Annotated in this window: 27 protein-coding genes and 1 tRNA gene; 10 read left to right on the forward strand and 18 right to left on the reverse strand. The window is 68.3% G+C overall.

All coding sequences use genetic code 11. The annotated features are described in order from the left end of the window. Nucleotides 1-11: 11 nt before the first annotated feature. Genes recO through hpf form a run of 3 tightly spaced genes read right to left on the reverse strand, consistent with a single transcriptional unit; the run spans nt 12 to nt 2,101 of the window. The gene (recO, locus tag KBZ14_RS01635) at nt 12-812 is read right to left on the reverse strand and encodes a DNA repair protein RecO (RefSeq protein ID WP_255116528.1); all 801 of its coding nucleotides are present in this window, start codon (nt 810-812) and stop codon (nt 12-14) included. After that, on the reverse strand, nt 809-1,480 hold the full coding sequence (gene deoC, locus KBZ14_RS01640; protein WP_255116529.1) for a deoxyribose-phosphate aldolase: 672 nt from the start codon (nt 1,478-1,480) through the stop codon (nt 809-811). The genes recO and deoC overlap by 4 nt, the downstream gene beginning before the upstream one ends. Nucleotides 1,481-1,513: 33 nt before the next feature. Further along, nucleotides 1,514-2,101, reverse strand: coding sequence for a ribosome hibernation-promoting factor, HPF/YfiA family (gene hpf, locus KBZ14_RS01645; RefSeq protein WP_255116530.1), 588 nt, complete (start codon nt 2,099-2,101; stop codon nt 1,514-1,516). 47 nt (nt 2,102-2,148) lie between these two features. On the opposite strand from hpf, the gene lipB reads away from it, so the two are divergent. From lipB to queA, 5 genes are all read left to right on the forward strand, one after another. Next, nucleotides 2,149-2,832: a lipoyl(octanoyl) transferase LipB gene (lipB, locus tag KBZ14_RS01650; protein WP_399210256.1), complete on the forward strand. Its 684-nt coding sequence runs from the start codon at nt 2,149-2,151 to the stop codon at nt 2,830-2,832. A 31-nt stretch (nt 2,833-2,863) separates the two neighbouring features. Then, nucleotides 2,864-4,837 carry an AMP-binding protein gene (locus KBZ14_RS01655; protein WP_255116531.1) on the forward strand — a complete coding sequence of 658 codons (1,974 nt, stop codon included), beginning with the start codon at nt 2,864-2,866 and terminating at the stop codon, nt 4,835-4,837. A 74-nt stretch (nt 4,838-4,911) separates the two neighbouring features. After that, nucleotides 4,912-5,352 (forward strand): YlqD family protein, encoded by a 441-nt coding sequence (locus KBZ14_RS01660; protein WP_255116532.1) that lies wholly within the window; start codon nt 4,912-4,914, stop codon nt 5,350-5,352. A 64-nt stretch (nt 5,353-5,416) separates the two neighbouring features. Then, nucleotides 5,417-6,733, forward strand: coding sequence for a dihydrolipoamide acetyltransferase family protein (locus KBZ14_RS01665; protein ID WP_255116533.1), 1,317 nt, complete (start codon nt 5,417-5,419; stop codon nt 6,731-6,733). Beyond that, nucleotides 6,723-7,883, forward strand: coding sequence for a tRNA preQ1(34) S-adenosylmethionine ribosyltransferase-isomerase QueA (queA, locus tag KBZ14_RS01670; protein ID WP_261348560.1), 1,161 nt, complete (start codon nt 6,723-6,725; stop codon nt 7,881-7,883). Before KBZ14_RS01665 ends, queA begins: the two co-directional genes overlap by 11 nt. Before the next feature lie 135 nt (nt 7,884-8,018). Here the strand turns inward: queA and KBZ14_RS01675 are convergent, their stop codons facing one another. The 4 genes from KBZ14_RS01675 to KBZ14_RS01690 all read right to left on the reverse strand — a co-directional run bounded on the left by KBZ14_RS01675 (nt 8,019) and on the right by KBZ14_RS01690 (nt 10,334). Then, nucleotides 8,019-8,435: a type I restriction-modification enzyme R subunit C-terminal domain-containing protein gene (locus KBZ14_RS01675; RefSeq protein WP_255116534.1), complete on the reverse strand. Its 417-nt coding sequence runs from the start codon at nt 8,433-8,435 to the stop codon at nt 8,019-8,021. Nucleotides 8,436-8,596: 161 nt separating this feature from the next. Beyond that, nucleotides 8,597-9,196 (reverse strand): superoxide dismutase, encoded by a 600-nt coding sequence (locus KBZ14_RS01680; RefSeq protein WP_255116535.1) that lies wholly within the window; start codon nt 9,194-9,196, stop codon nt 8,597-8,599. An 81-nt stretch (nt 9,197-9,277) separates the two neighbouring features. After that, a complete protein-coding gene (locus KBZ14_RS01685) occupies nt 9,278-9,910 on the reverse strand; it encodes an FKBP-type peptidyl-prolyl cis-trans isomerase (protein WP_255116536.1) in 633 nt (210 codons plus the stop codon). Between the two features lie 64 nt (nt 9,911-9,974). Next, nucleotides 9,975-10,334: a phasin family protein gene (locus KBZ14_RS01690; RefSeq protein WP_255116537.1), complete on the reverse strand. Its 360-nt coding sequence runs from the start codon at nt 10,332-10,334 to the stop codon at nt 9,975-9,977. 60 nt (nt 10,335-10,394) lie between these two features. On the opposite strand from KBZ14_RS01690, the gene KBZ14_RS01695 reads away from it, so the two are divergent. Then, nucleotides 10,395-11,879 (forward strand): apolipoprotein N-acyltransferase, encoded by a 1,485-nt coding sequence (locus tag KBZ14_RS01695; RefSeq protein WP_255116538.1) that lies wholly within the window; start codon nt 10,395-10,397, stop codon nt 11,877-11,879. Nucleotides 11,880-12,026: 147 nt separating this feature from the next. Here the strand turns inward: KBZ14_RS01695 and KBZ14_RS01700 are convergent. Together KBZ14_RS01700 and lexA are read right to left on the reverse strand one after the other, a co-directional pair. Beyond that, nucleotides 12,027-12,099, reverse strand: a tRNA-Ala gene (locus tag KBZ14_RS01700). A 98-nt stretch (nt 12,100-12,197) separates the two neighbouring features. Next, complete coding sequence (gene lexA, locus KBZ14_RS01705) at nt 12,198-12,815, reverse strand: transcriptional repressor LexA (RefSeq protein ID WP_255116539.1); 618 nt, start codon at nt 12,813-12,815, stop codon at nt 12,198-12,200. 103 nt (nt 12,816-12,918) lie between these two features. Between lexA and KBZ14_RS01710 the strand changes: the two genes are divergently transcribed. Continuing rightward, nucleotides 12,919-13,041 carry a hypothetical protein gene (locus KBZ14_RS01710; RefSeq protein ID WP_255116540.1) on the forward strand — a complete coding sequence of 41 codons (123 nt, stop codon included), beginning with the start codon at nt 12,919-12,921 and terminating at the stop codon, nt 13,039-13,041. Between the two features lie 56 nt (nt 13,042-13,097). Here the strand turns inward: KBZ14_RS01710 and argF are convergent, their stop codons facing one another. Together argF and ftsH are read right to left on the reverse strand one after the other, a co-directional pair. Beyond that, entirely contained in the window at nt 13,098-14,045 is a 948-nt protein-coding gene (gene argF / locus KBZ14_RS01715; protein WP_255116541.1) for an ornithine carbamoyltransferase, read from the reverse strand. A gap of 53 nt (nt 14,046-14,098) precedes the next feature. Next, nucleotides 14,099-15,976 carry an ATP-dependent zinc metalloprotease FtsH gene (gene ftsH / locus KBZ14_RS01720; RefSeq protein ID WP_255116542.1) on the reverse strand — a complete coding sequence of 626 codons (1,878 nt, stop codon included), beginning with the start codon at nt 15,974-15,976 and terminating at the stop codon, nt 14,099-14,101. Nucleotides 15,977-16,056: 80 nt separating this feature from the next. Here ftsH and KBZ14_RS01725 point away from each other — a divergent pair, with 80 nt between their 5' ends. Continuing rightward, on the forward strand, nt 16,057-16,710 hold the full coding sequence (locus KBZ14_RS01725; protein WP_255116543.1) for an SOS response-associated peptidase: 654 nt from the start codon (nt 16,057-16,059) through the stop codon (nt 16,708-16,710). Nucleotides 16,711-16,793: 83 nt separating this feature from the next. Next, nucleotides 16,794-17,546, forward strand: coding sequence for a potassium channel family protein (locus tag KBZ14_RS01730; protein ID WP_255116544.1), 753 nt, complete (start codon nt 16,794-16,796; stop codon nt 17,544-17,546). On the opposite strand, the gene ribD is transcribed toward KBZ14_RS01730, so the two are convergent. Genes ribD through KBZ14_RS01750 form a run of 4 tightly spaced genes read right to left on the reverse strand, consistent with a single transcriptional unit; the run spans nt 17,500 to nt 21,934 of the window. After that, nucleotides 17,500-18,624 carry a bifunctional diaminohydroxyphosphoribosylaminopyrimidine deaminase/5-amino-6-(5-phosphoribosylamino)uracil reductase RibD gene (ribD, locus tag KBZ14_RS01735; RefSeq protein WP_255116545.1) on the reverse strand — a complete coding sequence of 375 codons (1,125 nt, stop codon included), beginning with the start codon at nt 18,622-18,624 and terminating at the stop codon, nt 17,500-17,502. The two genes, KBZ14_RS01730 and ribD, sit on opposite strands and share 47 nt — an antisense overlap. Continuing rightward, nucleotides 18,621-19,148 (reverse strand): DUF3122 domain-containing protein, encoded by a 528-nt coding sequence (locus tag KBZ14_RS01740; RefSeq protein WP_399210263.1) that lies wholly within the window; start codon nt 19,146-19,148, stop codon nt 18,621-18,623. The genes ribD and KBZ14_RS01740 overlap by 4 nt, the downstream gene beginning before the upstream one ends. 8 nt (nt 19,149-19,156) lie before the next feature. After that, complete coding sequence (locus tag KBZ14_RS01745) at nt 19,157-21,664, reverse strand: GH116 family glycosyl hydrolase (RefSeq protein ID WP_255116546.1); 2,508 nt, start codon at nt 21,662-21,664, stop codon at nt 19,157-19,159. A 27-nt stretch (nt 21,665-21,691) separates the two neighbouring features. Next, on the reverse strand, nt 21,692-21,934 hold the full coding sequence (locus KBZ14_RS01750) for a DUF8678 family protein (RefSeq protein ID WP_255116547.1): 243 nt from the start codon (nt 21,932-21,934) through the stop codon (nt 21,692-21,694). Nucleotides 21,935-21,966: 32 nt separating this feature from the next. On the opposite strand from KBZ14_RS01750, the gene cbiE reads away from it, so the two are divergent. Further along, nucleotides 21,967-23,298: a precorrin-6y C5,15-methyltransferase (decarboxylating) subunit CbiE gene (gene cbiE, locus KBZ14_RS01755; protein WP_255116548.1), complete on the forward strand. Its 1,332-nt coding sequence runs from the start codon at nt 21,967-21,969 to the stop codon at nt 23,296-23,298. On the opposite strand, the gene KBZ14_RS01760 is transcribed toward cbiE, so the two are convergent. From KBZ14_RS01760 to KBZ14_RS01770, 3 genes are read right to left on the reverse strand one after another with little or no spacing between them, the layout of a single operon-like run. Then, complete coding sequence (locus tag KBZ14_RS01760; RefSeq protein ID WP_255116549.1) at nt 23,249-23,704, reverse strand: DUF192 domain-containing protein; 456 nt, start codon at nt 23,702-23,704, stop codon at nt 23,249-23,251. The genes cbiE and KBZ14_RS01760 overlap by 50 nt on opposite strands. Nucleotides 23,705-23,709: 5 nt before the next feature. Continuing rightward, nucleotides 23,710-24,399, reverse strand: coding sequence for a winged helix-turn-helix domain-containing protein (locus tag KBZ14_RS01765; RefSeq protein WP_255116550.1), 690 nt, complete (start codon nt 24,397-24,399; stop codon nt 23,710-23,712). Continuing rightward, a complete protein-coding gene (locus tag KBZ14_RS01770) occupies nt 24,396-25,310 on the reverse strand; it encodes an NAD(+) kinase (RefSeq protein WP_255116551.1) in 915 nt (304 codons plus the stop codon). The genes KBZ14_RS01765 and KBZ14_RS01770 overlap by 4 nt, the downstream gene beginning before the upstream one ends. Nucleotides 25,311-25,376 lie beyond the last annotated feature (66 nt).

The following is a 25,376-nucleotide window of genomic DNA, read 5'->3' on the forward strand; positions in this document are numbered from 1 at the left end:
CGATGGCCGGGTCACGATGATGGCGCACCAGCCGGCCCGAAGCACTGGCGCAGCAACGGCCAGGCCCTGGCGCTGCGGCCCAGATGCTCCCGGCTCCACAGTTCCACCAGTTGCAACAGCCGCAGCCACACCCGCTGGGGTCCCATCAGCTCGCCGTCGCGGCGGCGGGGCAGGGCCGGCCGCAGCAGCCGTTGCAGCAGGGCCAGCTCGGAGGCATTGAGCATCAGCTGGGCGCCCGCCACGCCGCCGATCACAAAGCCCTCACTGGGGATCAGGCTGCAGCGCCACTCCCAGTGACCGAGTGGTGGATCGAGCCGTTCACCACTGCGGGCGCAGGCGGCCAGAGGCAGGGCGTAGCCGCCGAGGGCGAGCAGGTGCACCCCGCCCTGCACGGCGATGGCCAGGGCCTCCAGATTGTCCTGGCGCTCCTTGACCACGGCCTCCAGCAGATTCAGCTGCAGCAGCAGGTCGTCGAGCACGCCCTCGACGGGGTCGCCGCTAGGCACCAGCTGCAGGCTCAGTTCGGCCAGGCCCTGGGCGGCGGCCAGGGTTTCCAGCCGCTCGGCCAGGGCAGAGAAGTTGCGCTGCACCTGGAGCTGGCGCACCCGCCGCAGGCCGCGGCTGCCACTCACCTGCAGCGAGAGCAGCGCCAGGGGCACGGCAGCCGCCAGGGAACTCTTTGGTTTGCGCGCGCCCGGCACCGCCAACCGCGTGAGACCCTCGGCGTTGCTCAGCAGGGTGAGGAGCCGGTCGGCCTCCCCTAGGGGGCTGCACTTCAGCACCAGCCCCTCCAGGCGCCGCTCACCGTTCAAGGCCCGGGGGTCCGCAGGGCCTGCATCAGGGCCACGCCACGGCTGGTGCCAAGGCGGCCGGCCCCGGCCTCCACCAGTTCGATCGCCTGCTCCAGGGTGCCGATGCCACCCGAGGCCTTCACGGCTGCCCGGCCGCGGGCTAGGTCCCGCAGCTGCTTCACCTGCTCCACGGTGGCAGCTGGCCCGAAGCCACTGCCGGTTTTGAGAAAGGTGGCCCCCACATCGATCGAGGCCTCCACCGCCAGCGCTAGGGCCGCTGGCTCGAGGCGACCCACCTCCAGGATGACCTTCACCGGCAGCCCCAGCTCCACGATCGCTGCGAGGTCCTGGCAGAAGCTGGTGCTGTCGGCATCGGCCAGGGCCCCGAAATCGGGCACCACATCGAGTTCCTCGGCGCCGGCGGCGGCGGCCCACTCGGCCTCGGCTTGCTTGATCGCTGGCGGCACCGCTCCGAAGGGGAAGCCCACCACGCTGATCAGCTTGGGGCCGCGGCCGCCACTCGGGCCCAAGCGCTCCCGGGCCGCCGGCAGCCAGCGGGAGGCCATACACACCCCGGCAAAGCCGAAGTGGCGGGCCTCATCGCAGCAGCGCTCGATCGCCTCCCGTCCCTGGTGGGGATCGAGCAGGGCGTGGTCGATCAGCGAAGCGAGATCAGGAAGGTCGCGCAAGGATTTAACAGGGCCGAGCAGGCCCCGGGATTCTCACGCCTTGGCCTGGATCACGCCGAAGCCGCCGTGGTTGCGTCGATACACCACCTGCAGCTCCCCGGTCTTGTCGTCGCGGAAGAGGTAGAAGTCGTGGTCGATCACATCCAGCTGGTGCAGGGCCTGATCGAGGCTCATCGCCGGCATGGCGAAATACTTGCGGCGCACCCCAGGGCTCGGCAGGCTGGCTTCCTTGCCGTCCAGCAGAGAACCACTCACCACGTCGTCGCCCACCAGCTCGGCGGTGCTGGGGGTGGCGCTGGCGTGATGGCCGGGGCTGTGGTGATGATCGCCGTGGCGGTCCTTGTAGCGGCGCAGCTGGCGGCTGAGTTTGCTGGCCACCAGGTCGATGCTGGCGTAGAGGTTCTCGCTGCGCTCCTGGGCACGGATCACCGTGCCGTTGGCGAACACCGTGACCTCGGCGGTCTGTTGCGGCACCCGCGGATTGCGGGCTACCGAGAGGTGCACGTCCGCTTCCTTCACCATGCCGTCGAAATGGCCGATAGCCCGCGACAACTTGTCTTCGGTGTAATCCCGGATGGCCGATGTGACCTCCAGATTGCGGCCGTGAATCAGCAGCTTCATCCCGTGGCTCCCAGGCGGTGGGGATGCCTGAACGCTAGGAACGGTGTGTGAATTCCACCACCAGCGACGCAATCTGTTTCCAACCCCCGGGGCTGGTGGAGTTCCCGCGGGCCTGGGCCTGGCAGCAGCAGCTGCAACGCCGGCTGCTGGACGTTCCCTCGGGCCCCGATGCGGTGGTGCTGCTGCAGCACCAGCCCTGTTACACGCTGGGCCGCGGGGCCGATCCCAGCTTCCTTGGCTTTGATCCCATGGCACCCCCTGCGCCCCTGCACCGCATCGACCGCGGCGGGGAGGTGACCTTCCATGGCCCGGGGCAGCTGGTGCTCTACCCCGTGCTGAACCTGCAGCGGCATGGGGCCGATCTCCACCTCTATCTGCGGCAGTTGGAGGGGGTGGTGATCGATGTGCTGGCGGCCCTGGGCCTGCGGGGGGAGCGGATCGCGGGGCTCACCGGCGTGTGGGTCGACGGTTGCAAGGTGGCGGCCATCGGCGTGGGCGCGCGCCGCTGGATCAGTCAGCACGGTCTGGCCCTGAACGTGGACGGCGACCTCCGCGGCTTTGCCCAGGTGGTGCCCTGTGGCATCCGTGACCGGGCGGTGGGCAGGCTGGTGGACTGGCTGCCCCAGCTCACGCTGGCCGCTGTGCAGCCGCTGCTGTTGCAGGCCTTTGCTCAACGCTTCGGCCTGCGTTTGCGCCCCCCCAGTCGCCAGGAGACCCTGCAGGGGTGGTAAGACCGGGCCAGTTCCACTCCCCGCGCCAACCATGGGCCACCCCCAGACCGCTGCAGCCCCCCTGGCGGAAGTGCTCTGGAGTGGCAGTCGCCAGGATCAGCGGGCCCTGGCAGGGGGTAATGACTGGACCGATCTCACCGGGTTGGAGCAGCTCTGGGGGCGCCTGGCCGAGCGCTACGGCGACGCCATTGCCCTGGATGCCCCCCATGCCAAGCCGCCGGAGCAGCTCAGCTTTCGCGACCTGCACAGCCGCATTGAGCAGGCGGCCGCCGGCTTTGCCGCCCTGGGAGTGCGCCCCGGTGATGTGGTGGGTCTGTTTTCCGAAAACAGCCCCCGCTGGCTGGTGGCGGATCAGGCTCTGATGCGCCTGGGCGCGGCCGATGCCGTGCGGGGCAGCAGTGCACCGGCCGAGGAGCTGCGCTACATCACCGCCGATTGCGGGGCCGTGGCCCTGGTGGTGGAAAGCGCCGAGTTGTTGGCCAGCCTCAAGCTCAGCAGTGAGCTGCTGGGGCAGGTGCGCTTTGTGGTGCTCCTGCAGGGGGATCGCGGCTCAATCGTGCCGGTGGTGCCCTGTTACACCTGGGCTGAGCTCCTGGTTCGGGGTGCCCAGGCCCCAGCGCCGGCTTGGCCCGAGGGCGGTGAGCAGCGCCTGGCCACGGTGCTCTACACGTCGGGCACCACCGGGCAGCCGAAGGGCGTGCCGCTCAGCCACGCCAACCTGCTGCACCAGCTGCGCAACCTCGCCGTCGCCGTGGCCCCGCGCCCCGGGGATCGGGTGCTGAGTGTTCTGCCGATCTGGCATGCCTATGAGCGCACCGCCGAGTATTTCCTGCTGGCCTGCGGCTGCCAGCAGACCTACACCAGCCTCAAGCAGCTGCGGCCAGACCTGCAGCGGGTGCGTCCCCACTATCTGATCAGTGTGCCGAGGCTGTGGGAGGCGTTGCTGGGCGGCTTTGAGGATGCCCTTGGCGCCATGCCGGCCCTGCGCCAGGCGCTGCTCAAGCGGGCCCTGGCCGTGAGCCGTTTCCACTGCGCCCAGCGGCGCACCGCCTGCGATCTCACCCTCTCGCCCGAGCCGGTGGGCCGCAAGCTGCTGGCGGCCGGAGGCACCCTGTTGAGCTGGCCTCTGCACGGCCTGGCCGCGCGACTGTTCTGGCCCAAGGTGCGCCAGCAGTTGATCGGTGGTCGTCTGCGCACGGCCATCAGTGGTGGCGGTGCCCTGGCCAGCCATGTGGATGGCTTCTTCGAGGCCATCGGCATTGAGCTGCTGGTGGGCTACGGCCTCACCGAAACCAGCCCGGTGCTCACCTGCCGGCGTGCCTGGAGCAACCGCCGCGGCAGTGCCGGCCAGCCGTTGCCGGGCACTGCCATCCGCATCGTGGATAGCGAGAGTGGCGTTGTGCTGGCCGTCGGTGCCCGCGGCAAAGTGCTGGCCAAGGGGCCCCAGGTGATGACTGGCTACTTCCGCAAGCCGGAGGCCAGTGCCCAGGTGCTGGACGGTGAAGGTTGGTTCGACACCGGCGATCTGGGCCACCTGCTGGCCGATGGAACCCTGGTGCTTACGGGCCGCGCTAAGGACACGATCGTGTTGAGCAGTGGCGAGAACATTGAGCCGGGGCCCCTCGAGGAGTGTCTAGTGGCCTGCAGCTTGGTGGAACAGGTGATGCTGGTGGGGCAAGACCGCAAGGCCCTCGGCGCCCTGGTGGTGCCGAAGGCGGAGGCCCTGGCGGCCTTTGCCCTGGAGCAAGGGCTGCAGCAGTCGGCCGTTTGGCCGGACGGCAGCCCGGCCGGGGCAGGGCCCGACCTGCTCAAGGCCCTGACCAGTCGCCTCAATCGCCGCTTGCAGGCCAGGGTGGGGGCTCGTCCCGATGAGCGCCTGGCGGGTGTGGCCCTGGTGGCGCCGTTCTCGATTGACAACGGCCTGCTCACCCAGACCCTCAAGCAGCGCCGTGATCGCATCGCCCAACGCGATGCCGTCGCCATGGCGGCCATTTACGGCCGCTGAGCAGCGGGTGCGGCCAACCGACCGTTGACCCCTGTTCGCTGGGCTGACAGCGTGGGCGCTGCATTTGCTCTCCCATGGCCGACGGCACCCTTTCGATCAAGCGCACGATCACCGTGCGGGCCGTGGTGACCCCCCGGTGGAAAGAGGACGCGGAGCGGGAGCTGAGCAATGCCGTTGCCGGCAGCGATGCCCAGCTCTCCCAGCTGGAACAGGAGGGGCAGCAGCTGGTGGATGCGATTCGCAGCCAGAGCGCCAACCCCCTCGACCCTCGCGTTCAGGAGCAGGTGGCTTCAGTGCAGGAGCAGGTGGCGGCCAAGCGGGCCGAACTGGAGGAGCAGAAGCGGCAGCTGTTGGAGCAGCAGCGCCAGGTGCGCGATCTGGAGATGGAGCAGATTGTGGAACAGGGCCAGCTGGAGAGCTTCACCGATGTGCGGGTGGGCGACAACCTGGTGGAGAAGCTCCAGGTGGCCGTGGTGGTGCGCGATGGCGTGATCGAGGCGATCGAGGGGGCCTGAGCTGTCCTGAGGGGTGGGGGGATCAAGCCACGTAAAATCCCCCCACTTGCACGGCAGACCTCCGTTGGCCACCCACGAAATCTTCATGCCGGCGCTCTCCTCCACCATGACGGAGGGCAAGATCGTGGAGTGGCTCAAGAAGCCCGGCGATCCCGTAGCCCGTGGTGAGTCGGTGCTGGTGGTGGAGTCGGATAAGGCCGACATGGACGTGGAGTCGTTCAACGAGGGCTTCCTGGCCGCGGTGCTGATGCCCGCCGGCGGCACGGCTCCCGTGGGGGAAACCATTGGCCTGATCGTGGAAACCGAGGCCGAGATTGCCGAGGTGGTCGCGAAGGCCCCGGCGGCTCCCACAGCTGCGTCTGCTCCTGCCCCGGTGGCCGCCGTTGCTCCTCCGGCCAGCGCATCACCGGCTCCCGCCCCGGTGGCCGCGCCGGTGGCTGTTGCTGCGCCCGTGGCCTCTGGCCGTGTGGTGGCCTCGCCCCGCGCAAAGAAGCTGGCGAGCCAGCACGGTGTGGCCCTGGACAGCCTGAGGGGCAGCGGCCCCCATGGCCGTATTCAGGCCGAGGACGTGGAGCGGGCCCTGGGCCTCACCGTGGCGGTGCCCCGGGTGGCGGAAGGGTCCGGTCCTGCCGTTGTGGCTGCGGCCGGCAGCGGTGCTGCCGTGGCGGCTCCCGCTCCTGCCGGTGATGCCTTCGGCCGGCCGGGCGAGAGCGTGGGCTTCAACACCCTCCAGAACGCGGTGAACCGCAACATGGTCGCCAGCCTGCAGGTGCCCTGCTTCCGGGTGGGCTACACGATCACCACCACCAAGCTCGACGCCTTCTACAAGCAGGTGAAGCCCAAGGGCGTCACGATGACGGCCCTGCTGGCCAAGGCGGTGGGCGTGGTGCTCGCGCGCCATCCCCAAGTGAACGCCGCCACCAGCGCCGATGGCAGTGCCATGAGCTTCCCCGCCGCTGTTAATGTGGCGGTGGCTGTGGCCATGGAAGACGGCGGCCTGATCACCCCGGTGTTGGCTAACGCCGACAAGACCGACATCTATTCAATCGCCCGCAACTGGGCCGATCTGGTGGCCCGGGCCCGCAGCAAGCAGCTTCAGCCCGAGGAATACAGCACCGGCACCTTCACCCTCTCCAATCTGGGCATGTTCGGGGTGGATCGATTTGATGCGATCCTGCCCCCCGGCACCGGCGCGATCCTGGCGGTGGCGGCCTCCCGGCCCACCGTGGTGGCTGGCAAGGATGGCTCCATGCGCGTGGCCAACCAGATGCAGGTGAACCTCACCTGCGACCACCGCACCATCTACGGCGCCCATGCTGCTGCCTTCCTCAAGGATCTGGCCCAACTGATCGAGACCAACCCGGAGACCCTTGCCCACTGAGCCGACTCGCGCTGTGGATTCAGCCGATCTGCGGCTCTCCAGCTACAGCTTTCCCCTGCCCGAGGAACGCATTGCTCAGCGGCCGGTGGAGCCCCGCCACGCCGCTCGGCTGCTGGTGTTGGATCCACAGGGGCTTGGGCCAGCTCCCCATGCCCGCCATCTGAGCGTGTGGGACCTGCAGGCGGAGCTGATGCCCGGCGACCTCCTGGTGGTGAACGACACCCGGGTGCTGCGGGCGCGGTTGGAGGCGCGCCGACCGAGCGGCGGGGCGGTGGAGCTGCTCGTTCTCGAGCCCTGGCAGCCGCAACCCGGTGAGAGGCCTGTTCCCGGCCAATGGCTGTGCCTGGCGAAACCTGCCAAGAAACTGCGGGCCGGTGATTGGCTTGAGGTGGTGGCGGAGGGCCAGCCGCCGCTGCCGGTTCAGGTGATCGGTAGCGACCCCGATACCGGCGGCCGCATCCTCCAGTTTCCGATCGCGTGTAGCGATGCGGCCGCCCTCGAGCCGCTGCTGGTGCAGTACGGCGCCATTCCCCTGCCGCCCTACATCCACGAGCACGACGCCAGCGACAACGAGCGCTACCAGACCCGCTATGCCGCTCGCCCCGGAGCCGTGGCGGCCCCCACGGCGGGCCTGCACCTCAGCGATGAACTGCTGGCGGCGATCCGCGACCGGGGAGTGGAGCTGGCTACCACCACCCTGCACGTGGGTCTGGGCACCTTCCGGCCGGTGGAAACGGAAGATCTCAGCCAGCTGCAGCTGCACAGTGAGTGGGTGGAGGTGAGCCCGGAGCTGGTGGCGGCTGTAGCGGCTTGCCGAGCCCGTGGTGGCCGGGTGATCGCCATCGGCACCACCTCGGTGCGCAGCCTGGAGGCGGTGGCCCAGCTGCACGGCGGCGTGCTCCAACCCCACACCGGCCCGGTGAATCTGGTGATCCAACCCGGTTACCGCTTTGCCGTGGTGCAGGGGTTGCTCACCAACTTCCACCTGCCCAAGAGCTCTCTGCTGTTGCTGGTGAGTGCCCTGATCGGCCGCGAGCGCCTGTTGGCGTTGTATGCCGAGGCGATCGAGCGCCAGTACCGCTTCTTCTCCTACGGCGATGCGATGTGGATTCAGCCGGAGGCGGTGCTGGAATCGGCGCGGCCCGTTTAGCTGAACGGCGTCAGCTGGCCGGTTCATCAAGGAACCGCTGGAAGCTTGCGAATAGCTGGCCGATCTCCTCGATCAGTCACGGCAGCGGCCATCGAGTTCTGGTAGTGAATGCGCACCAAGGGGTGCGAGTTTTTCCTAGGCCAGCTCCTCCTGCACGCCGCTGTTCACGTCGTGCTGGAGAACAAAGTCGAGAAATAGCTGCTGTTTGCTGGTGAAGCGGGAGTGGATGTAGAGGCGTGCCTGCTGGGCGCGGGTTTCGCGGGGGATGGGAGGCAGGGCGTAGGCCACGTGGGCCAGCATGTCGAATAGATCGTTGTGCTCGGCCGAGATGATCGCCTGCATCTCTGCCAATTGCTCGTCACCGAAGCCTTTCTCCGCCAGGCCTTGAAGCAGCCTGCTGCGGGTGTCAGGCGAACTCCAGAGCGCCCTCAGTTCGGCTTCATCCTTCACGAACTCAGGCAGCTGCCCGTAGAGCAGCTCGATCTGCAGGTCTTCCTTCTGGTTGTCTACCGGGCCCGCATCGCGCAGAGGGCTGTCGGCGGTGAAGGTCAACGGAGGCGCTTGAGATGACGCCCACCCTGCCACTGAATCTTCAGCTGCGGCAAGGCGGCTGTTGTCGTTTTGGTAGCCATGCGTTGGCTGCATCAAAAAGCCCCCAGTTTGGCGCCGGGGGCTGGGCTCGCAGGAAGGAGCTGATGTCAGACGGGTGCGACTCAGGCAGCAGCCAGGTTGGCGGCCACGAAGTCCCAGTTCACCAGCTTGTCAAGGAAGGTGGTCATGTAGTCGGGGCGACGGTTCTGGTAGTCCAGGTAGTAGGCGTGCTCCCACACATCCATGGTGAGCAGGGCCTTCTGGCCGTGGGCCAAGGGCAGGTCTGCGTTGGGGGTCTTGGTCACCTTCAGAGTGCCGTTGTCCAGCACCAGCCAGGCCCAGCCGCTGCCGAACTGGGTGGCGCCGGCGGTCTTGAAGGCCTCCACAAAGGCCTCGAAGCTGCCGAAGTCGGCGTTGATCTTGTCAAGCAGGGCGCCGCTGGGGCTGCCGCCACCGCCGGGCTTGATGCACTGCCAGTAGAAGCTGTGGTTCCACACCTGGGCGGCGTTGTTGAACACACCGGCCTTGCTGGCATCACCGGCCACGGCGGTGATGGTGTCTTCCAGGCTCTTGCCGTCCAGCTCGGTGCCGGCCACCAGGTTGTTCAGGTTGGTCACGTAGGCAGCGTGGTGCTTGCCGTGGTGGAACTCCAGGGTCTGGCGTGAGATGTGGGGCTCGAGCGCGTCGAGGCCGTAGGGCAGCGCGGGCAGCGTGTGGGCCATGGAGGGAGTCCGGTGAGCGGCCGGCATCCTAACGATCGCTTCAGGTTTCGAAAGTCGGGAGAACCGGCCTGCCCGTTGGCCTCAACGGCCGATCTGCAGCAGTTCCACCTCGAAGATCAAGGTGGCGTTGGGGGGGATCACCCCGCCGGCGCCACGCTCGCCATAGGCCAGGTCTGGGGGGATCACCAGTTTGCGCTTGCCGCCCACCTGCATGCCGGCCACGCCTTCATCCCAGCCCTTGATCACCCTGCCTGCGCCGAGGGGGAAGGAGAAGGGGCCGCGGCCGTAGCTGCTGTCGAACTCCTTGCCGTTTTCGAGGGTGCCGCGGTAGTTCACCGACACGCTCTCGCCGGATTTGGCCTCTGGGCCGTCACCGATCACCAGGTCGGTGATGCGCAGGCCGCTGGGGGTCACGCGCTCTTTGGCGGCCACCAGTTCACCGCCAAGGGCATTGGCGCCGGAATTGGCGATCTGATCGGGGGAGCCGGCGTCGTCAGTGGCCATGGCAAACAGGGTGGGGTTGGGATCTTCGGGATCCAGCTCGATCCGGCCCGCCGGGGTGGCGCTGCTGCTCACCACAGCCGTGCTCAACGCCGCGGTAGCGGCGGGATTCGGGCTGGCGGCCACCACCGTGGAGGGCGCCACAAGCTGGCTCACGAGGGCCAGCAGCAGGCAGGCCACGCACACCGCCGAACTGATCAGGATGTCGCGCATGGGGAGGGATCGAGCGGTCCGTGGAGGGATTCTGCCCCAGGGATTCCACGGTGCCGCAGCCCCCTTAATCGGGGATGTCGCTGAGGTCGCCGCCGGAGGGTCGCCCACCGTTGGTGCGCAGCTGCCGCTCCAGGCGATCCAGGCGCCCGCGCAGTTCGTCCAGTTCCCGCTGCCGTGCCAGGCCCAGATCCTGCAGCAGGTGGTCGATGTTGCGTCCCACCTGGCGCTCCGTCTGCTTTTCCAGCTCAGGGTTCTCGCCCCGCAGGCTGCTGAGCACCTCCTCCACCAGCGCAGTGGCCTGGGCCGGATCGAGGCGGCCGCTGCTCACCCAGGCCTGGGTCACGCTGCGCAGGCGGTCAGCCACCAGGGAGGTGGTGCCGAGACCCCGCAGGAGTAGCTGCTGGAGGGGATTGGCTGGATCCATGGCTCGCAAAGCGCCTTGGGTTCACAACCCAAACCATGGCGCTTCCTTAGGTTGCTGGCCATGGCAGTGAACCGGCAGTTCTGGTGGATCACCGCCCTTGGTGGCGGGCTGTTGGCCGGCGCGGCATTGCCCCCTCTGGGCTGTCCACCCCTGTTGTGGCTGGCCCTGGTGCCGCTGTGGGCCCAGGGCCCCCGGGCCGCCTGCGTGTGGGGTGCTGGGGCGGTGTTGGTGAGCCATCGCTGGTTGCTGTGGCTGCATCCCCTCGACTGGGTTGGGGTGCCCCTGCCCCTCAGCCTGCCGTTGTGCCTGCTGCTCCTGGCGGCTTGCGCCTTGCTGGGTGGCCTGCTGGTGGGCAGCTGGCGCTGGCTGGTGCAACGGCTGGGGGCGGAGGGCTGGTGGGCGGCGTTGCTGGCGGCGAGTGCATGGGGGCTGGCGGAGGTGCTGCTCGCCCGCGGTCCCCTCTTCTGGATTGGCCTGGGATCCGCGGCACTACCGGGGGACCGGGCCCTGGCGGGGCTTGCTCAGGGGCTGGGTGCCGGCGGATTGGCGGCTTTGCAGCTGTTGCTGGGCTGGGGGCTGTGGCGCGTGTTGGACGCCGCCGTGGCCGAACAGAGGCGATGGTGGCGCTGGGCCATGGCCTGGCTGGCGGCGGTGCTGGTGCTGCATCTCTGGGGCTGGCAGTTGCTGCAGCCGTTGCAGCGGCAGGCAGCCCTTGAACCCCAGCGAACGCTGCTGCTGCTCCAGCCCGCCATCCCAACCCGGCACAAGTTCGAGTTTGTGCAGCAACAGCTGTTGCTGCGGCGGTTGATGGGCGCCCAAGAGGAGGCGCAAGCCCGCGGGGCCTCGGCCTTGGTGCTGCCGGAGGGCGCCCTGGCCCTGGGCCAGCCCCTGCCCCAGCCCGCGGCGGTGGAGGTGCTCACGGGGGGCTTTCGCCTGGAGGATGAGCAACTGCGCAGCGCCCTGTTGGCGTTTCCCGCTGGCCAGCAGCAGCCCCAGGGCGCCGTTGATAAGCACCGCCTGGTGCCTTTAGGGGAGTGGGTGCCCCTCAGTGGCCTGGTGGAGTGGGCGGGGCTGTCCGCAGTTGGGGGTCTGTCCCCTGGTGCGCCATCGCGTCTGTTGAGCCGGCCCTTGGGCTCCATTGGCGTGGCCATCTGCTACGAGGTGGCTGATGGCACCGCCCTGGCGTCGGCCACGCGGCAGGGGGCCGGGTGGTTGCTGGCCAGTGCCAATCTCGACCCCTATCCCGCCCAGTTGCAGCGGCAATTTGCCGCGCTGGCGCAATTGCGGGCCATTGAAACCAGCCGTTGGTTGGTGAGTGCGGCCAACACGGGGCCGAGCCTGGCCGTTGATCCCGCCGGGGTGGTGCAGCGGCAATTACCGGCTGGCGAGGCGGCCACGCTGCCGGTGCAGGTGCAGCCGCGCCAAGCCCTCAGTTTCTACGGACGCTGGGGTGAACTGCCCTTGCTGTTGGCTGCCCTGGCGGGGGGCATGGGCGCGGGCAGGGTCGCCTGGAACGCACGCCTGGCTCGCACGAGACAATCCTGAGCCTTTCCAGGATTGGGCTTGGTCGTGTGTCCCGCTCGCTGGGCTGCCTTGCCAGTCTTGTGGGGTTGCCGTTATCGGCTGCCAGGAAAGGTGTGCCCGGTCCGGCAATAAAAAAGACCCCTCGCACAGCAAGGAGTCTTTTAATGATGGAGCCAAGCGGATTCGAACCGCTGACCCCCTGCATGCCATGCAGGTGCTCTACCAGCTGAGCTATGGCCCCGTTTGGTGTCGACGATCTGCCTAAACCTGGTGATTTGGCTTGGCCGTGAGGCCCGTTCGTTCGATGCGAAAAGCTTACACCGCAGCGGGTGCGGAGCCTCACACCTGGCGCCAGACCGCCACAAGTCGGCCCTGCACACTCACCTGTGCTGCGTCCACCAGAATCGGCTTGTAGGCGGGGTTCGCTGCTTCCAGGCGCACCTGACGGCCTTGCCGATGGAAGTGCTTGAGGGTGGTGCCGCTGCCGGGCACTAGGGCGCTCACGATCGTGCCTTCCCGCAGTCGGCTTGGGTCGGTCACCGGCTCCATCAGCACCACGTCCCCGTCGGTAATATGAGCCTCCACCATCGAATCGCCGTTCACGGTGAGGGCAAACAGCCCACGGGTGTCAAGCACGGGAGCGAGGTCCAGTCGCTCGTGCACGTCGTCAAAGGTTTCCACTAGGCCACCGGCTGCCACGGCCCCCAGCACTGGGATGCCACCTGCCAGTCCTCCCAGTAGTTGCAGGGTTCTGGCCTGTCCCTCTTGCCAGGTGATCCAGCCCTTCTGTTGGAGATGGCGCAGGCGGCTCTGCACCGGTGCTGGTGAGCGCAAGCCCATGGCCTCCATCATTTGCCGAATGGAGGGGCTGTGGCGATGCTGGCCGATGTAGTCCGCCAGCCAGTCGTAGAGCTCCTGCTGGGCCGCGGTGAGCAGTTGCAGATCGGGCACCGGCAATACAGATGAACCACTGGGGTAGTTCTGCCAGAGCGTGAGCGTTTTGTCCAGTCCGCATTCTGTGCGGCTGCCACCCGGGGGTGTCTTCGCCTGGTGGTGCCCCATGGCAGGGCCTGCAGCGTGGGCCGATGTCCCCGCGCTGCGCTGTTCCGCGGCCACTCTGAAGGGCGCCTACCTCTACAACCCTGTGGGCATGCCCGATGTGGACAGTGGACGCGAGGTGTAAGACGGACAGATGCCCACCAGCGTCATCAGTTCCGGATCAGAGGTGAGGGTGGCCCCTTAGCCCCCAAGAACTGCCGCGAGCAGCGCCTGCTGGGCGTGCAGGCGGTTTTCGGCTTGGTCGAAGATGCGATTGGCGCTGCCCTCCATGGCACCGGCGCTGATTTCCAGCCCCCGGTAGGCCGGCAGGCAGTGCAGCACGATCGCCCGTGCATCCGCTTCGGCCAGCAGCTCCTCGTTGAGGCACCAGCCCGCGAAGGCCTCTTCCCGTTCGGCCTTTTCCTGCTCTTGGCCCATGGAGGCCCAGACGTCGGTGTAGAGGGCATGGGCACCGCGCACGGCTGCCACCGGGTCATGCACCACAGCAATGCTGCAGCGGTCGGCTGCGAGCGCCTGCGCCTGCGCCAGTACGGCCGGGCTGGGTTCGAACCCCCTGGGGCAGCCGATGCGCACGTTCACCCCGAGCAGGGCGCCGCAGAGCATCAGCGAGTGGGCCACGTTGTTGCCATCGCCCACGTAGGCCAGGGTGAGGCCGGACAACGGCCCGAAGGCCTCCTGCAGGGTGAGGTAGTCGGCCAAGGCCTGGCAGGGGTGCTCGAGATCGGTGAGGGCGTTCACCACCGGAATCGAGGCCCAATGGGCGTACTCGCACAGCTCCTCCTGGGCGAAGGTGCGAATCGCCAGCACATCCACATAACGGCTTAGCACCCGGGCGGTGTCCGCCACGGGCTCCCCGCGGCCCACCTGGGTGACCGAGGGGTTGAGGTCGATCGTTTGCCCCCCTAGGCGGGCCATGGCCACCGTGAAGCTCACCCGTGTGCGAGTGGAGGCCTTGGTGAAGATCAGCCCCAGGGTTTTGCCTGCCAGGTCCACCTGGGTGCGGCCCGCCTTGAAGTCCGCGGCCAGCTGCAGCAACGCGTGGGTCTGCTCGGCGCTGATATCGGCCGAGGAGAGGAAATCCCGTCCATGGAGCAGCTCCAGGCAGGGATCGGCGCTGGAGCTAGCCATCGACCCTTCTCAAAGAACCCTTATCCGGGATCAGGGGCCCGTCCGTCAAGGGGTCAAGCAATGGCCTGCGCGTCCTCGGGCATCACGCTGCTGGCCAGGAGGTTCTTGAGGTCGTCGCCCTCGATCACCTCCTTCTCCAGGATCTGCTGGGAGATGCTCTCCAGCAGGCCGCGGTTGTGGCGCAGGATCGAGAGGGCTCGATCATGGGCCCGATCCACCAGCGTGCGCACTTCTCGATCGATGGCCTGGGCAGTGGCATCACTCACCACCCGGCGCGGGTTGTTGCCAGCCCCTAGGAATCGGCTGCCGCCCTGTTTGTCGTAGGCCAGGGGGCCCAGGATGTCGCTCATGCCGTAGGTGCCCACCATCTGCTCGGCGATGTCGGTGGCTCGCTGCAGGTCGTTGGCGGCGCCGGTGGTGATTTCGCCGAACACGATCTCCTCGGCGCTGCGCCCGCCGAGCAGGGTGGCGATCTGGCCTTCCAGGTCTTCCTTGGAGTTGAGGAAGCGCTCCTCGGTTGGCAACTGCAAGGTGTAGCCCAGGGCGCTCATGCCCCGGGGCACGATCGAGATCTTGGCCACCTTGCTGCCACCCGGCATCAGGTGCCCCACGATCGCGTGGCCTACCTCGTGGTACGCCACTACCCGCTTCTCCTCAGGTTGCAGCACGCGGCTCTTTTTCTCCAGGCCCGCCACCACCCGTTCAATGGCCTCGTTGAGGTCGGCCTGTTCCACCTCGGTGCGGTAAGAGCGAGCGGCCAACAGGGCGGCCTCGTTCACCAGGTTGGCCAGATCGGCCCCGGCGAAGCCACTGGTGGCCTGGGCGATCTTGTCGATGTCCACGCTGGGCGAGAGCTTCACCTTCTTGGCGTAGATCTGCAGGATCAATTTGCGGCCCGAGAGGTCGGGACGATCCACCAGCACCTGGCGGTCGAAGCGACCCGGACGCAGCAGAGCAGCGTCGAGGGTTTCCGGCTGGTTGGTGGCGGCCAGCACGATCACCGGTTTGTCCTGGGCGGCGAAGCCGTCCATCTCGGTGAGCAGCTGGTTGAGGGTCTGCTCCCGCTCATCGTTGCCCCCTACCACACCCATGGAGCCGGCGCGGCTCTTGCCGATGGCATCCAGTTCGTCGATGAAGATGATGCAAGGGGCCTTTTTCTTGGCCTCCTCGAACAGGTCGCGCACCCGGGCGGCACCGGCTCCCACGAAGAGCTCCACGAATTCGGAGCCCGAGATGATGAAGAAGGGAACCTCCGCTTCTCCGGCTACGGCCTTCGAGAGCAGGGTTTTGCCCGTGCCGGGAGGCCCCACCAGCAGAACCCCCTTGGGGATGCGGGCGCCGATGGCTGCGTAGCGCTCGGGCTTCTTGAGGAAGTCCACGATCTCGGCCAATTCGGCCTTGGCCTCGTCCACCCCGGCCACATCGGCGAAGGTGACGCGCGACTCCTCATCGGGTACGTACACCTTGGCCTTGCTCTTGGTGAAGCTCAGGGCCCCCTGGGCACCGCCCATCTGGCGGCGGGCAAAGAACTGCAGCACCAGGATGAAGATCAGCGGTGGCACCACCCAGCTCAGGGCCGTGGTGATGAAACTGGGCTTCTGTGGGGGAGCAGCGGCGAACTCCACGCCGTGCTGCTCTAGCCGTTGGGGCAGATCCATGTCGAAGATCGGCGTGGTGGCGAGCACCGATGGCGCCCCCTCCTCGGCGTTGTTGAGCTCGTAGCGGATTTGCTCCTGGGTGATGTAAGCCCGCTTGACGTTGCCGTCATCCACCTGGCTGATGAACAGGGAGTAGGGAACCCTGGGCACCTGCTGCATCGACTGGTTCGGCAGGAAGCTGCTGAACAGCAGCAAGACGCCGAAACCGATCAGAACCAGGTTGATGATGCCGAAGCGCCTGTTGGGAGGCGTGTCGTCCTGGCGGATGGCCATGCGGCGGAAAGCTTGTTAGGCCCAAACTAGTTGCCACGCCTCAAGCGCGCGCGGGGTGACAACCGAACGCCCTGTTCTGCATGTGTGGCCGCTTTTCCCTCACTGCCTCCCTCGATCGCCTGCTGCCCCGACTGGGGGGGAGCCTGCCGGAGGGCCTGGTCCGCTATTACGCCCCGCGTGCCCTGATCCAGCCAGGCGAACCCCTATTGGTGCTGCGCCAGGAACACGGCCAGATCGGCTCGGCCCTGATGCTCTGGGGCCTGCTGCCGGAATGGAGCAAGGATCCCCTCGTGCGCCATGGTGCGGGCCAGCGACCTTTCAATGCCCGCAGGGAAACTGTGGCGGAGAAGGCCACCTTCCGCGGACCCTGGCGCCACCGCCGTTGCCTGCTCCCCGCCGATGGCTTCTATGAGAAGGGGCGGTTGATTCGCCGCTCTGATCGCAAGCCGTTCTGGTTGGCGGGCCTGTGGGATCGCTGGATTGGCCCCGATGGCAGTGAGCTCGAGAGCTGTTGCGTGCTCACCACAGCTCCCAATGCCCTGGTGGCGCCGTTGCACAACCGCATGCCCGTGATCCTTCCCGATGGCCTCGAGGAAGCCTGGCTGGCCCCTTGCGATGGCCCCGGTCTGCGGGCCCTGGAGCCGCTCCTCGAGGGCTGGGATCCCGAGGGTTGGGAGTTGGTTGCGCCACGGCGCAACCCTGCGGAAAATAGACAGCTCTCGCTGCTGGAGTAGCCCCCTGGTTCCATTGTCCGCCCACTGGGCATTGGCGTTTGAGGCCGTTGGCTTCGGCCGCGCAGCGTTGGTTGGGGCTGGGCATGCCAGCTGAATCCGTCGCCCTGCGGTTGCGCCACAGCGGCTACCGCCAGCTGCTGCTGCTGTGCCTGGCGGTAATGGCTAGTTTCAGCCTGCCCGATGGCTGGAGCCGCCTCTCCTCGCTCGGCTACAACCTGCTGCCGTTGGTGATGCTGCGGGGGTTTGGCCGCCAGTGCGGCCCGGTTCCGTTCGGACCGATCCCCCGCCAGATTTACCGCGCCTTGGGGCTGGCTGCGTTGGCCTCCGGTTTGGCCTGGTCGTTCACCCCCCTGGCCCTGCGCAGCACCGGCGTGGCGATGTTGGTGCTCTGGACCCTGTTTGTGGGTTGGAGTGCCGTGCGGCTGGTGCGGGGCCTGGCCCAGGAGCGGGTGGTGAATGCCCAGGTGTTGATGGGTGCCGGCGCCGGCTATCTGTTGATTGGTCTCACGGCGGGGCTGGTGTTCAGTGCCCTGGAAACCATCAGTCCCGGCAGTTTCAGCAGCGTGCGTGAGGCGGCCCACGATGTACTGCTGTCACGCGAAGGCCCCAGTGGTGAGTCCACCCTGGTGTGGGAACTCAACTTCGTGCGGATCAATTACTTCGCCTTCGTGAGCCTCACCACCACCGGGTTCGGCGACATCGTGCCCGCCACGCCGCCGGCCCAGATGGCCAGTGTGGCGGTGGCTGTGACCGGCACCCTCTATCTCGCCGTGGTGATGGGCCTGCTGATCAGTCGCTACACGGTGCAGGAGTCGGAGGAGGAGAATCAGGGCTGAGTTCCAGGGTCCAGAGCAGGTCATCGCCGAGTTGCTGGAGCCGTCGCCGCGGCCATGGCGTCGCCTGGTTGACATCCACCAGCTCGAGATTGCCCAGGGGCGTCTGGGCCGCAGTGCCCCCCAGCAGTTTGGGGGCCATCACCGAGGCCACCTGTTGCACGCAGCCTTCGCCCACGGCTGCTGCCGCCAGGCTGGCACCGCACTCCCACAGCACCTGGTTGCAGCCCCGCTTGGCCAGTTCCAGCAGCAGGTGCTTGGGGCTGCAGTGGTCGAGCACCAACCGCTCCACCTCCAGCTGATCCAAGTGGAAGCGTCCCTGGGCGGGTGCACCCAGGCCATGGGCTACCAGGGTGGGGGCGGTGCGCTGGTCCCACAGCTGTGCCTGCCGGGGCAGCTGGAGGCTCCTGCTCAGCACCACCCGCAGGGGTTCCGGGTTCCGTTGGCCGCGGGAGCTGAGCAGGGGATCATCGGCCCGCACGGTGCCGCCTCCCACAATCACGGCATCGCAGCTGGCCCGCAGCCGATGCACCCAGGCCCGGGCCTCGGGGCCGCTGATCCACTGGCTGGAGCCATTGGGCAGAGCAGTGCGGCCATCACTGCTCATGGCCCACTTGAGGATCCCAAAGGGTCTGCCCGTGCTCACCCGGTGCAGGAAGGCGCGGTTGAGTTGGCGCGCTTCGCTGGCGCAGACGCCCTCGATCACCTCAACGCCAGCGGACCGCAGCTGGGCGATGCCGCTGCCGCTCACCCGCGGATCGGGATCGGCCATGGCTATCACCACCCGCCGGATACCGGCCGCCAGTAGGGCCTCGCTGCAGGGGGGGGTGCGGCCGTGGTGACAGCAGGGCTCGAGGGTTACCACCGCCGTGCCGCCCCGGGCTTGGTGCCCCGCCTGGCGCAGGGCATGCACTTCGGCGTGGGGCGCTCCGGCGCGGGCATGAAAGCCTTCCCCCACCAGCTCCCCATGGCTGTTGAGCACCACGCAGCCCACCACAGGGTTCGGGCTGGTGCGGCCGGCGCCGAGGGCGGCCAGTTGCAGGGCCCGCTGCATCCAGCTATGCCAGAAGCTGTCACTCATGCGGCGTCTGCGTCCGTCCAGCTGGGCAGGCTGCGCCATTCACCTACCACATAGGGCGGCACAGGTAGCTCCACGAACACTCCCGGCAGTTCCAGCCGCAGCGGTCGGTTCTGGTTCAGGCTCTCCAGCAGCGGAGCCAGGTTGAACTCGGCGGCAGCATCGCGGCCATCGGCGGCGAGTTTGGGGTTGTCGGTGGTGATGTCCTGTAGCTGCCAGTTCTGGCGGCCGGAGTGCACCAGCAGGGAGGTGGGGTGATCCAGGCGCACCCTGCCGGGGTAGCCCACGATCCGCAGGATTAGCGGTCCGCCGGGAGGCCCTTGCCGGTAGGCAACCGCCTGCCAGCTCTGGTAGTCCAGGTCGCGCAGACTCTCGAGGCTGCGCACCACCGGGGTGCCGTTCTCATCCGGGTGGGCGTGCACCTGGGCCAGGACCGGTGCGGGGAGGGCCAGCCACAGCACGCCGAGCACCATCCCCAGCAGGGTGAAGCAGAGGGGGCGCAGCCACGGGCGAAACAGAGGTTGCATGGTGGAGATCAGGCCTCCCGCTGGGCGCCGGGGATGGGCTGCCAGTTGGTGTGGGTGGCCCACAGGGCCCAGATGGCCATGGCCCGCAGGTAGTGGCAGGCCCGGAAGGTGTTCACCGCGGTGATCGCCTCGGGGGTTCGGAATTGCAGGCCACCGGCATACACCTGCTGCACCACGGCACCGGTGATGGCGAAGGCGGTGCCGCTGTCGCCCATCAGGCGGTAGTAGGCCGCCAGGCCGAAGTTGATGCCGGTCCACACCTCGAGGGGATGAGTGCCGTTGGGATCGAGGGGCGTGCCATCGCGGCGAAGGCCATTGGCTACACCGAGGCTGCCGCCCTGGAACCCCTCGAAGCAGGCTTCTTTTACCGCCTTGAGAGCGCTCTGGGCGCGGTCGTCGGCCACCACAGCGGGCAGGCCCAGCAGGCGGGCGTAGAAGTCGCCGCAGAGCTGGTCGGCCATCACCACGGGGGTGCCGCTCTCTGCGTCGATGTTGTAGTACTCCCCATTCCAGAGCAGAGCATCGAAGTTGGTCCGGGATTGCTCCAGCCAGCCGCTGAATTCCCGCTGTTCGTGGGAGGTGTCCAGTCCCATGGCGAGCTGCAGCTGCTGGGCCATGGCCAGGGCCGCCTCCAGGGCCGCGATCCAGAGGGCGCCGCAATAGGCGCTCACCCCCTTGAGCGGCCAGTCGTCGAAGGTCTGGTCGGGGGCGCCACCGTTGTCGGGCAGGCCGTCGTTGTTGGCGTCGAAGGTTTTCAGATAGCGCAGGGCCTGCACCGCTGCGGGCCAGCAGTCCGCCAGGAAGCGCAGGTCTTCACCGGTGGGCGCCAGCTTGAAGGTGCGCCACACCTGCAGCACGTAGTCGCTGGCCAGGTCTTTCCAGAGGTTGCAGTCTTGATAGGCGGTGTAGTTGGTGGCGTCCCAGGGGCGCTCATTGGGAGCGCCGAGGTCGTGGGGGGTGGCTCCCGCCAGCTTGCGGGCGGCCTCCACCCGGCCCTTGCCCTGGGTGAAGTACCAGCCGATTGGCCGCGGGGTGGGGTCGGCGGCGGGGATGGCGCGGGCGAAGCTGCGCAGCACGGCCTTGTCGAGCTCCGGCCACAGCTGCAGCAGGGCAAAGGAGCCGTAGAGCCGCACATCGAGGCTCTCGTACCAGGCGTAGTCGAGGCACTCGAGCACGCCGAAGCGGCCCACAGGATCGGCCGAGCTGGCCGCACTCCAGAGGCTGCCGCCGGAGGCGAGGTCGTAGAGCTCGTTGAACAGCGCCATGCGCAGCGGTTCGGGGATGTCCTCCCGCTCCAGCACCGGTTGCTGCCAGGCCTCGATCTGTTGGTGCCAGCTGCGCCAGTCCCGCAGGGCCTCCGCAGCGATGGCCGCGGCGCCGCGGCCGTCCACGCCAAAGAAGTCGGTGTAGCGCCGCAGGGCCCGGGTGCCGCTGGCGAAGGCCGTCACTGGTAGGTCCCAGCTGATCACCAGCGGAATCTCGATGCTCGCGCCGGGTTCCAGGTGACACTTCACCGCCAGGGCGGCGCTGGCGGGATCGTTCTGGCCGCTGTGGCGGTCGTTGTTGCTGTCGGGAATGGAGCCATCGCGGGCAAACGGATCCCACAGCTCGGCGCCGGTGCCGGTGGGGTTCCAGCGGCTGCAGCGCTGCACTTCCAGGGCGGCATCGGTGGCGATGCACCACTGGCCCTGGCCTTCGGCGATGGGCTGGCTCACGTTGCCCTCCAGCAGCACCCCCTTGAGCTGGCCGTCGTCGATCCAGCGGTTGCGTTGCCCCTGGCTGCTGCCCACGGCTGGAACGTAGTTGTGCTCGGGGCTGCCGTCGTCGCGGAACTTGACTGCTGCTGTGGGATCGGTGTTGGTGAACCAGCCGGTGGTGTTGCGCCAGCTCAGCAGCAGCGACAGATCCAGGGGCTTGGTGGTGGGGTTGCTGAGGGTCCAGCGGAACACCGCCACTGGATAGCTGCTGCGCTGGTAGTCGCCGGGGAGGATCGGGCTGAAGGCCTCGCAGCGCACCTGGGCGTCGAACACACCCTCGTAGCTGGTCCAGCTGAGGGGGTAGCGGGCGGCATAGGTGCCGGAGCTCTGTTGGGGGCTGCTGGCGGGGTACCAACTCCAGGCACTGAGGGGTTCGCCGGCTTCGGGGCGGGAGGCATCGGTCTCGGGTTTCACCGCCAGGGCATGGGCACGGCTGTGCTGTCCGTTGCTCTCGAACAGGGCGAATTGGCAATCGGGCAGGGTGCCAAACCAGTGCTCACCGCCATCCAGGTGCCAGAGGTTGAAGGCCCCGTCCGGGCCGCGGCCGATGCAGCCGGCGCCGAATCCCCCCAGGGGCATGCCGTGGCTGGGGCCGTCGTCGAGGTTGCTGGCGTAGCGCACCGTGTAGGGCTTGTCCCAGCCGAGGCCCAAAGGCCGCGACCAGCTCGCGGCAGGGGGGTGCCAGGGGCGGCCGGCAGGGCGCTGGGCTCCTTTGCCCCGCAACAGCGATTTGAGGGCGGAGAGGCCGAAGCGCGCCATGGAGCCGTAAAAAGTGCGCCCAGCTTGTCAGAGCTGGCCCGGTTGGGTCTGCAGGCTGCCGCCCACTTCCTGGTCCACCAGGGCATCCAGGGTCACGGCGGAGCGCACCAGGGCCTGATAGCGCTGCACCACGCGGCGGTTGCGCTCGATCCAGTTGCCGGCATCGCCGCTGGGCAGGCCTGAGCCGTCGCCGGCCAGCAGCTCCAGGTCGCTCTGTTGGGCCAGCAGGGCGAGCACCAACTCATGGATGCGCTGGCGGCGATCGCTCATGGCCGGGCCGAAGGGGCAGGTGGCTGAGCATCATGGCTCCAGTGGCAGTGGGCGCCCTGGCGGAACAGGCCCTGGTCGAGGTGATCGGCACCGATGCGGGCGGTCTGGCGGCGCTGCCTGTCGGGGCGCAGCAGCTAATCCGGGTAGCGGCCTTGGTGGCGGCCCCGCAGCGGCTGTTGGCGGAGCTGCCGCCCTGGTGGCAGCAGCAGCAGGCGGAGGGCCGCATCCCGGCCACGAGCCCCTGCCCCGAGCAGCTGGCCAGCGACCGACCCGAGCAGATGTTTAGGCCCCTGGAGCAGGCCCTGGCCAGTGGCCGGCCGGCGCTGGTACTGGCCAGCGGTGATCCGCTCTGGTTCGGCATCGGCCGGTTGCTGATCCAGCGCTTCGGCGCCCAGCGCTTGCGCTTTCATCCGGCCCCCAGCTCGCTGCAGCTGGCCTTCGCCCGCCTCGGCCGTCCCTGGCAGGACGCCAGCTGGATCAGCCTGCATGGCCGGGACCCGGAGCCATTGGCGGCGGCCTTGCAGAAGCGGCCGTCGGCCCTGGCGGTGCTCACCGATCCCGGCCGTGGTGGCGCCGAGGAGGTGCGGCGGATGCTGGTGGCCTCGGGGCTGGAGGCGGCTTACGCCTTTTGGCTGTGCGAGCGGCTGGGCCATCCGGCGGAGCGGGTGCAGCGCTTGGCCCAGCAGGCGCCCATCCCGGCTGATTGCGATCCCCTGCATCTGGTGCTGCTGATTGCCGAACCCCCAGCGGCTCCTGCCGATCCCGCCGCCCTGCCCCTGTTCGGCCTCGACGACGGCCTGTTCCTCCAGCACGACGACCGTCCGGGCCTGATGACCAAGCGGGAGGTGCGGATCCAGCTGCTCGCTGAGCTCGCGCTGCCCGAGAGGGGCGTGCTGTGGGACATCGGTGCCGGTGTGGGCTCGGTGGGTCTGGAGGCCCTGCGGCTGCGGCCGCAGTTGCAGGGCTGGTTCCTGGAGCAGCGGGGCGGGTCGGCGGGGTTGATCGCCGCCAATGCCGAACGGCTGGGGGTGAGGCCAGCGGGGGTGGTGCAGGGCCGCGCACCGGAGGCCCTGGCCCAGCTGCCCGATCCCGACCGGGTGTTGATCGGCGGTGGCGGCCGCGGGCGGGCCGTGGTGCTGGCGGCGGTGCTGCAGCGGTTGCGGCCCGGTGGGGTGGTGGTGATCCCTCTGGCCACCCTGGAGGCCTTGGCGGAGCTGCGGCCCCTGCTAGAGCAGGCCGGCTGCCGGGTGACCGTGGCTCAGCACCAGGCCTGGCGCGGTGCGCCCCTGGCCGAGGGCACCCGCCTGGCGCCGCTCAATCCCGTGTTGGTGCTTCGGGGCGAGCGGCTGGAGCCAAGGATTTGATCACAGCCGGGCTACCCACCACGATCCCCAGTGCCTCGGCCTGGCCAGCACCCAGTTCCACTACCCCATCGGCGGGTTCATCGGGCCCGTAGCTGCGGCAGGGCAGCCGCGGGCATGGCTTGGCGGCGGTCTCGATGGCCACCACACGGCCCTGCCGCAGGAAGAGCATGTCCAGAGGGGCGGGGGTGCGGTGCATCCAGAACCTCAGGGTTTGGGGCTCGGCATAGGGAAACCACATGCCTCGCAGCGGGGCCAGCGGCGGCCTGCCCATCAGCCCCCAGCTCTGCTGTTGCGGAGTGCGGGCCACCTCCAGCTGGATACAGGCTCGAGCCCTTGCCACGGCTGCCAGGCACCACTCGGCGCCGATGGGCAGGTATTGGGGCGGTGGGGTGGAGATTGGTGGCATGGGAGTTAGGAGATGCCGGTGGGCCGTGTTGCCCCCAGGTTGGGTGGCCCATCGCTGAGGCAGTAGCCCAAGCCGCGCACGGTGTGGATCAGGCGCTTCTCGCCCTGCTCCTCCAGCTTCTGGCGCAGGTAGCGCACGTACACCTCGATCACGTTGCTGGCCGCGCCCTGCTGGTCGTGCCACACATCCCGCAGGATCTGATCGCGGTTCACCACCCGGCCACTGTGCTCGATCAGCAGCAGCAGGAGGGCGTATTCCCGGGCGGTGAGCTCCAGCTTTCGCCCGGCGCGGCGTACCTCGTGGCGACTCGGCACGATCGTGAGGTCGGCCAGTTGGCGCAGATCCGGTGGCGGCTGGCCCTTGCGGCTGAGCTTGCGGTGCAGCCGCAGGCGCATTAGTAGGTCGCTGGTGCCCGATGCGGAGAGCCAGAAATCACTGGCGCCGGAGCGCAGGCAGCGGCTGCGGGCAGCCACGCTGTCCGTGCCGATATCCAGCAGCAGCGGCACCCCAGGCAAGGCCTGCTGCAGCTGGGGAATCAGTGGTTCCAGTTCGCTGCCAAGCACGACCAGCTCAGCGTTGGCCCAGCTGGTGGGGGTGTCGGCCGTTCCGATCTGGCAGTGGTAGCCGGAGGCTTGCAGGCGAGCCTCCAGGGCTGTGGCCTCGGTCCCCAGCAGCAGCACCAGGGCCTCGCTCATGGGTTGCCGTTCCCCGGCTTGGCCACGTGGGGCAGGCCCCAGCCCAGCTTGTTGCGCAGCACTTGGAAGAATTCGTGGTCGGCCAGGCGCACAAAGCGCACTGGGTGCTCACTGCGGCGGATCAGCACCCGGTCTTCCGGCCACACGTAACAGCCGGCACTGCCATCCACCACCATCATCAGCCGCTCCGGCGTGGCAGGGAACACCGTCACCGGTTCCCGGTCGCTGAACACCAGCGCCCGCGAGGCCAGCGAGTGGGGGGCGATCGGGGTGAGCTGCAGCACCGGGCAGTCCGGGGTGATCACAGGCCCGCCGGCGCTGAGGGCATAGGCCGTGGATCCCGTGGGGGTGGAGAGGATCACGCCGTCGGCGGCGATGTCCACCGGGGCGTGGCGGCCGATGGCGATCTCGAAGTGACACATCGAGGTGAGCGGCTCACGGTGCAGGGCCATCTCGTTGAGGCACAGCACCTCCCAGCGCCGCTGCTCACCGCGCATCACGCTCACCACGAGCATGGTGCGGTCTTCCACCGTCCAGTTGCCGGCGATCACCTGATCGAGGGCCTGATCGAGCTCCGGTAGATAGGTTTCGGCCAGAAAGCCCAGGTGCCCGGTGTTGATCGTGAGGATCGGCACGTCAATCGGTGCCGTCTGCCGGGCTGCGGAGAGCACGGTGCCGTCGCCACCGAGCACCACCGCCAGCTTCATGCTGCGCTTGAAATTTGCCGGCACGCAGGCGGTGTGGCCCAGGGTGCGCAGGTGCTGGTCCGGGTTGGCGAAGCCCACCATGCCGCCGGAGCTGCTGGCCCGTCGCACCTCGTAGCCGGCCTCGCGAAAGCGGGCCTCAATGGCATCGGCCGTCGCCAGGGCGAGGTCCTTGCCGTCATTCACGATCAGTCCGACGCAGGGCACCGATCGTGGGCGGGGATCAGCAGGAGTTTATGGGGACCAGCGCTCAGCGCTGGCCATTGCTTCACA

It is taken from the genome of Synechococcus sp. HJ21-Hayes (assembly GCF_024345835.1).
In the GTDB taxonomy this organism is placed as follows: Bacteria; Cyanobacteriota; Cyanobacteriia; order PCC-6307; family Cyanobiaceae; genus Vulcanococcus.

Excerpts from the sequence above, each read along its gene's own strand:
- hpf (WP_255116530.1), bottom strand. The coding sequence starts at position 2,101 with ATGAAGCTGCTGATTCACGGCCGCAATCTGGAGGTCACATCGGCCATC.
- KBZ14_RS01655 (WP_255116531.1), top strand. The coding sequence starts at position 2,864 with ATGGGCCACCCCCAGACCGCTGCAGCCCCCCTGGCGGAAGTGCTCTGG.
- KBZ14_RS01660 (WP_255116532.1), top strand. The coding sequence starts at position 4,912 with ATGGCCGACGGCACCCTTTCGATCAAGCGCACGATCACCGTGCGGGCC.
- KBZ14_RS01680 (WP_255116535.1), bottom strand. The coding sequence starts at position 9,196 with ATGGCCCACACGCTGCCCGCGCTGCCCTACGGCCTCGACGCGCTCGAG.
- KBZ14_RS01685 (WP_255116536.1), bottom strand. The coding sequence starts at position 9,910 with ATGCGCGACATCCTGATCAGTTCGGCGGTGTGCGTGGCCTGCCTGCTG.
- KBZ14_RS01690 (WP_255116537.1), bottom strand. The coding sequence starts at position 10,334 with ATGGATCCAGCCAATCCCCTCCAGCAGCTACTCCTGCGGGGTCTCGGC.
- KBZ14_RS01695 (WP_255116538.1), top strand. The coding sequence starts at position 10,395 with ATGGCAGTGAACCGGCAGTTCTGGTGGATCACCGCCCTTGGTGGCGGG.
- KBZ14_RS01710 (WP_255116540.1), top strand. The coding sequence starts at position 12,919 with ATGGCAGGGCCTGCAGCGTGGGCCGATGTCCCCGCGCTGCGCTGTTCC.
- argF (WP_255116541.1), bottom strand. The coding sequence starts at position 14,045 with ATGGCTAGCTCCAGCGCCGATCCCTGCCTGGAGCTGCTCCATGGACGG.
- ftsH (WP_255116542.1), bottom strand. The coding sequence starts at position 15,976 with ATGGCCATCCGCCAGGACGACACGCCTCCCAACAGGCGCTTCGGCATC.
- KBZ14_RS01725 (WP_255116543.1), top strand. The coding sequence starts at position 16,057 with ATGTGTGGCCGCTTTTCCCTCACTGCCTCCCTCGATCGCCTGCTGCCC.
- KBZ14_RS01730 (WP_255116544.1), top strand. The coding sequence starts at position 16,794 with ATGCCAGCTGAATCCGTCGCCCTGCGGTTGCGCCACAGCGGCTACCGC.
- ribD (WP_255116545.1), bottom strand. The coding sequence starts at position 18,624 with ATGAGTGACAGCTTCTGGCATAGCTGGATGCAGCGGGCCCTGCAACTG.
- KBZ14_RS01740 (WP_399210263.1), bottom strand. The coding sequence starts at position 19,148 with ATGCAACCTCTGTTTCGCCCGTGGCTGCGCCCCCTCTGCTTCACCCTG.
- KBZ14_RS01745 (WP_255116546.1), bottom strand. The coding sequence starts at position 21,664 with ATGGCGCGCTTCGGCCTCTCCGCCCTCAAATCGCTGTTGCGGGGCAAA.
- KBZ14_RS01750 (WP_255116547.1), bottom strand. The coding sequence starts at position 21,934 with ATGAGCGATCGCCGCCAGCGCATCCATGAGTTGGTGCTCGCCCTGCTG.
- cbiE (WP_255116548.1), top strand. The coding sequence starts at position 21,967 with ATGGCTCCAGTGGCAGTGGGCGCCCTGGCGGAACAGGCCCTGGTCGAG.
- KBZ14_RS01760 (WP_255116549.1), bottom strand. The coding sequence starts at position 23,704 with ATGCCACCAATCTCCACCCCACCGCCCCAATACCTGCCCATCGGCGCC.
- KBZ14_RS01765 (WP_255116550.1), bottom strand. The coding sequence starts at position 24,399 with ATGAGCGAGGCCCTGGTGCTGCTGCTGGGGACCGAGGCCACAGCCCTG.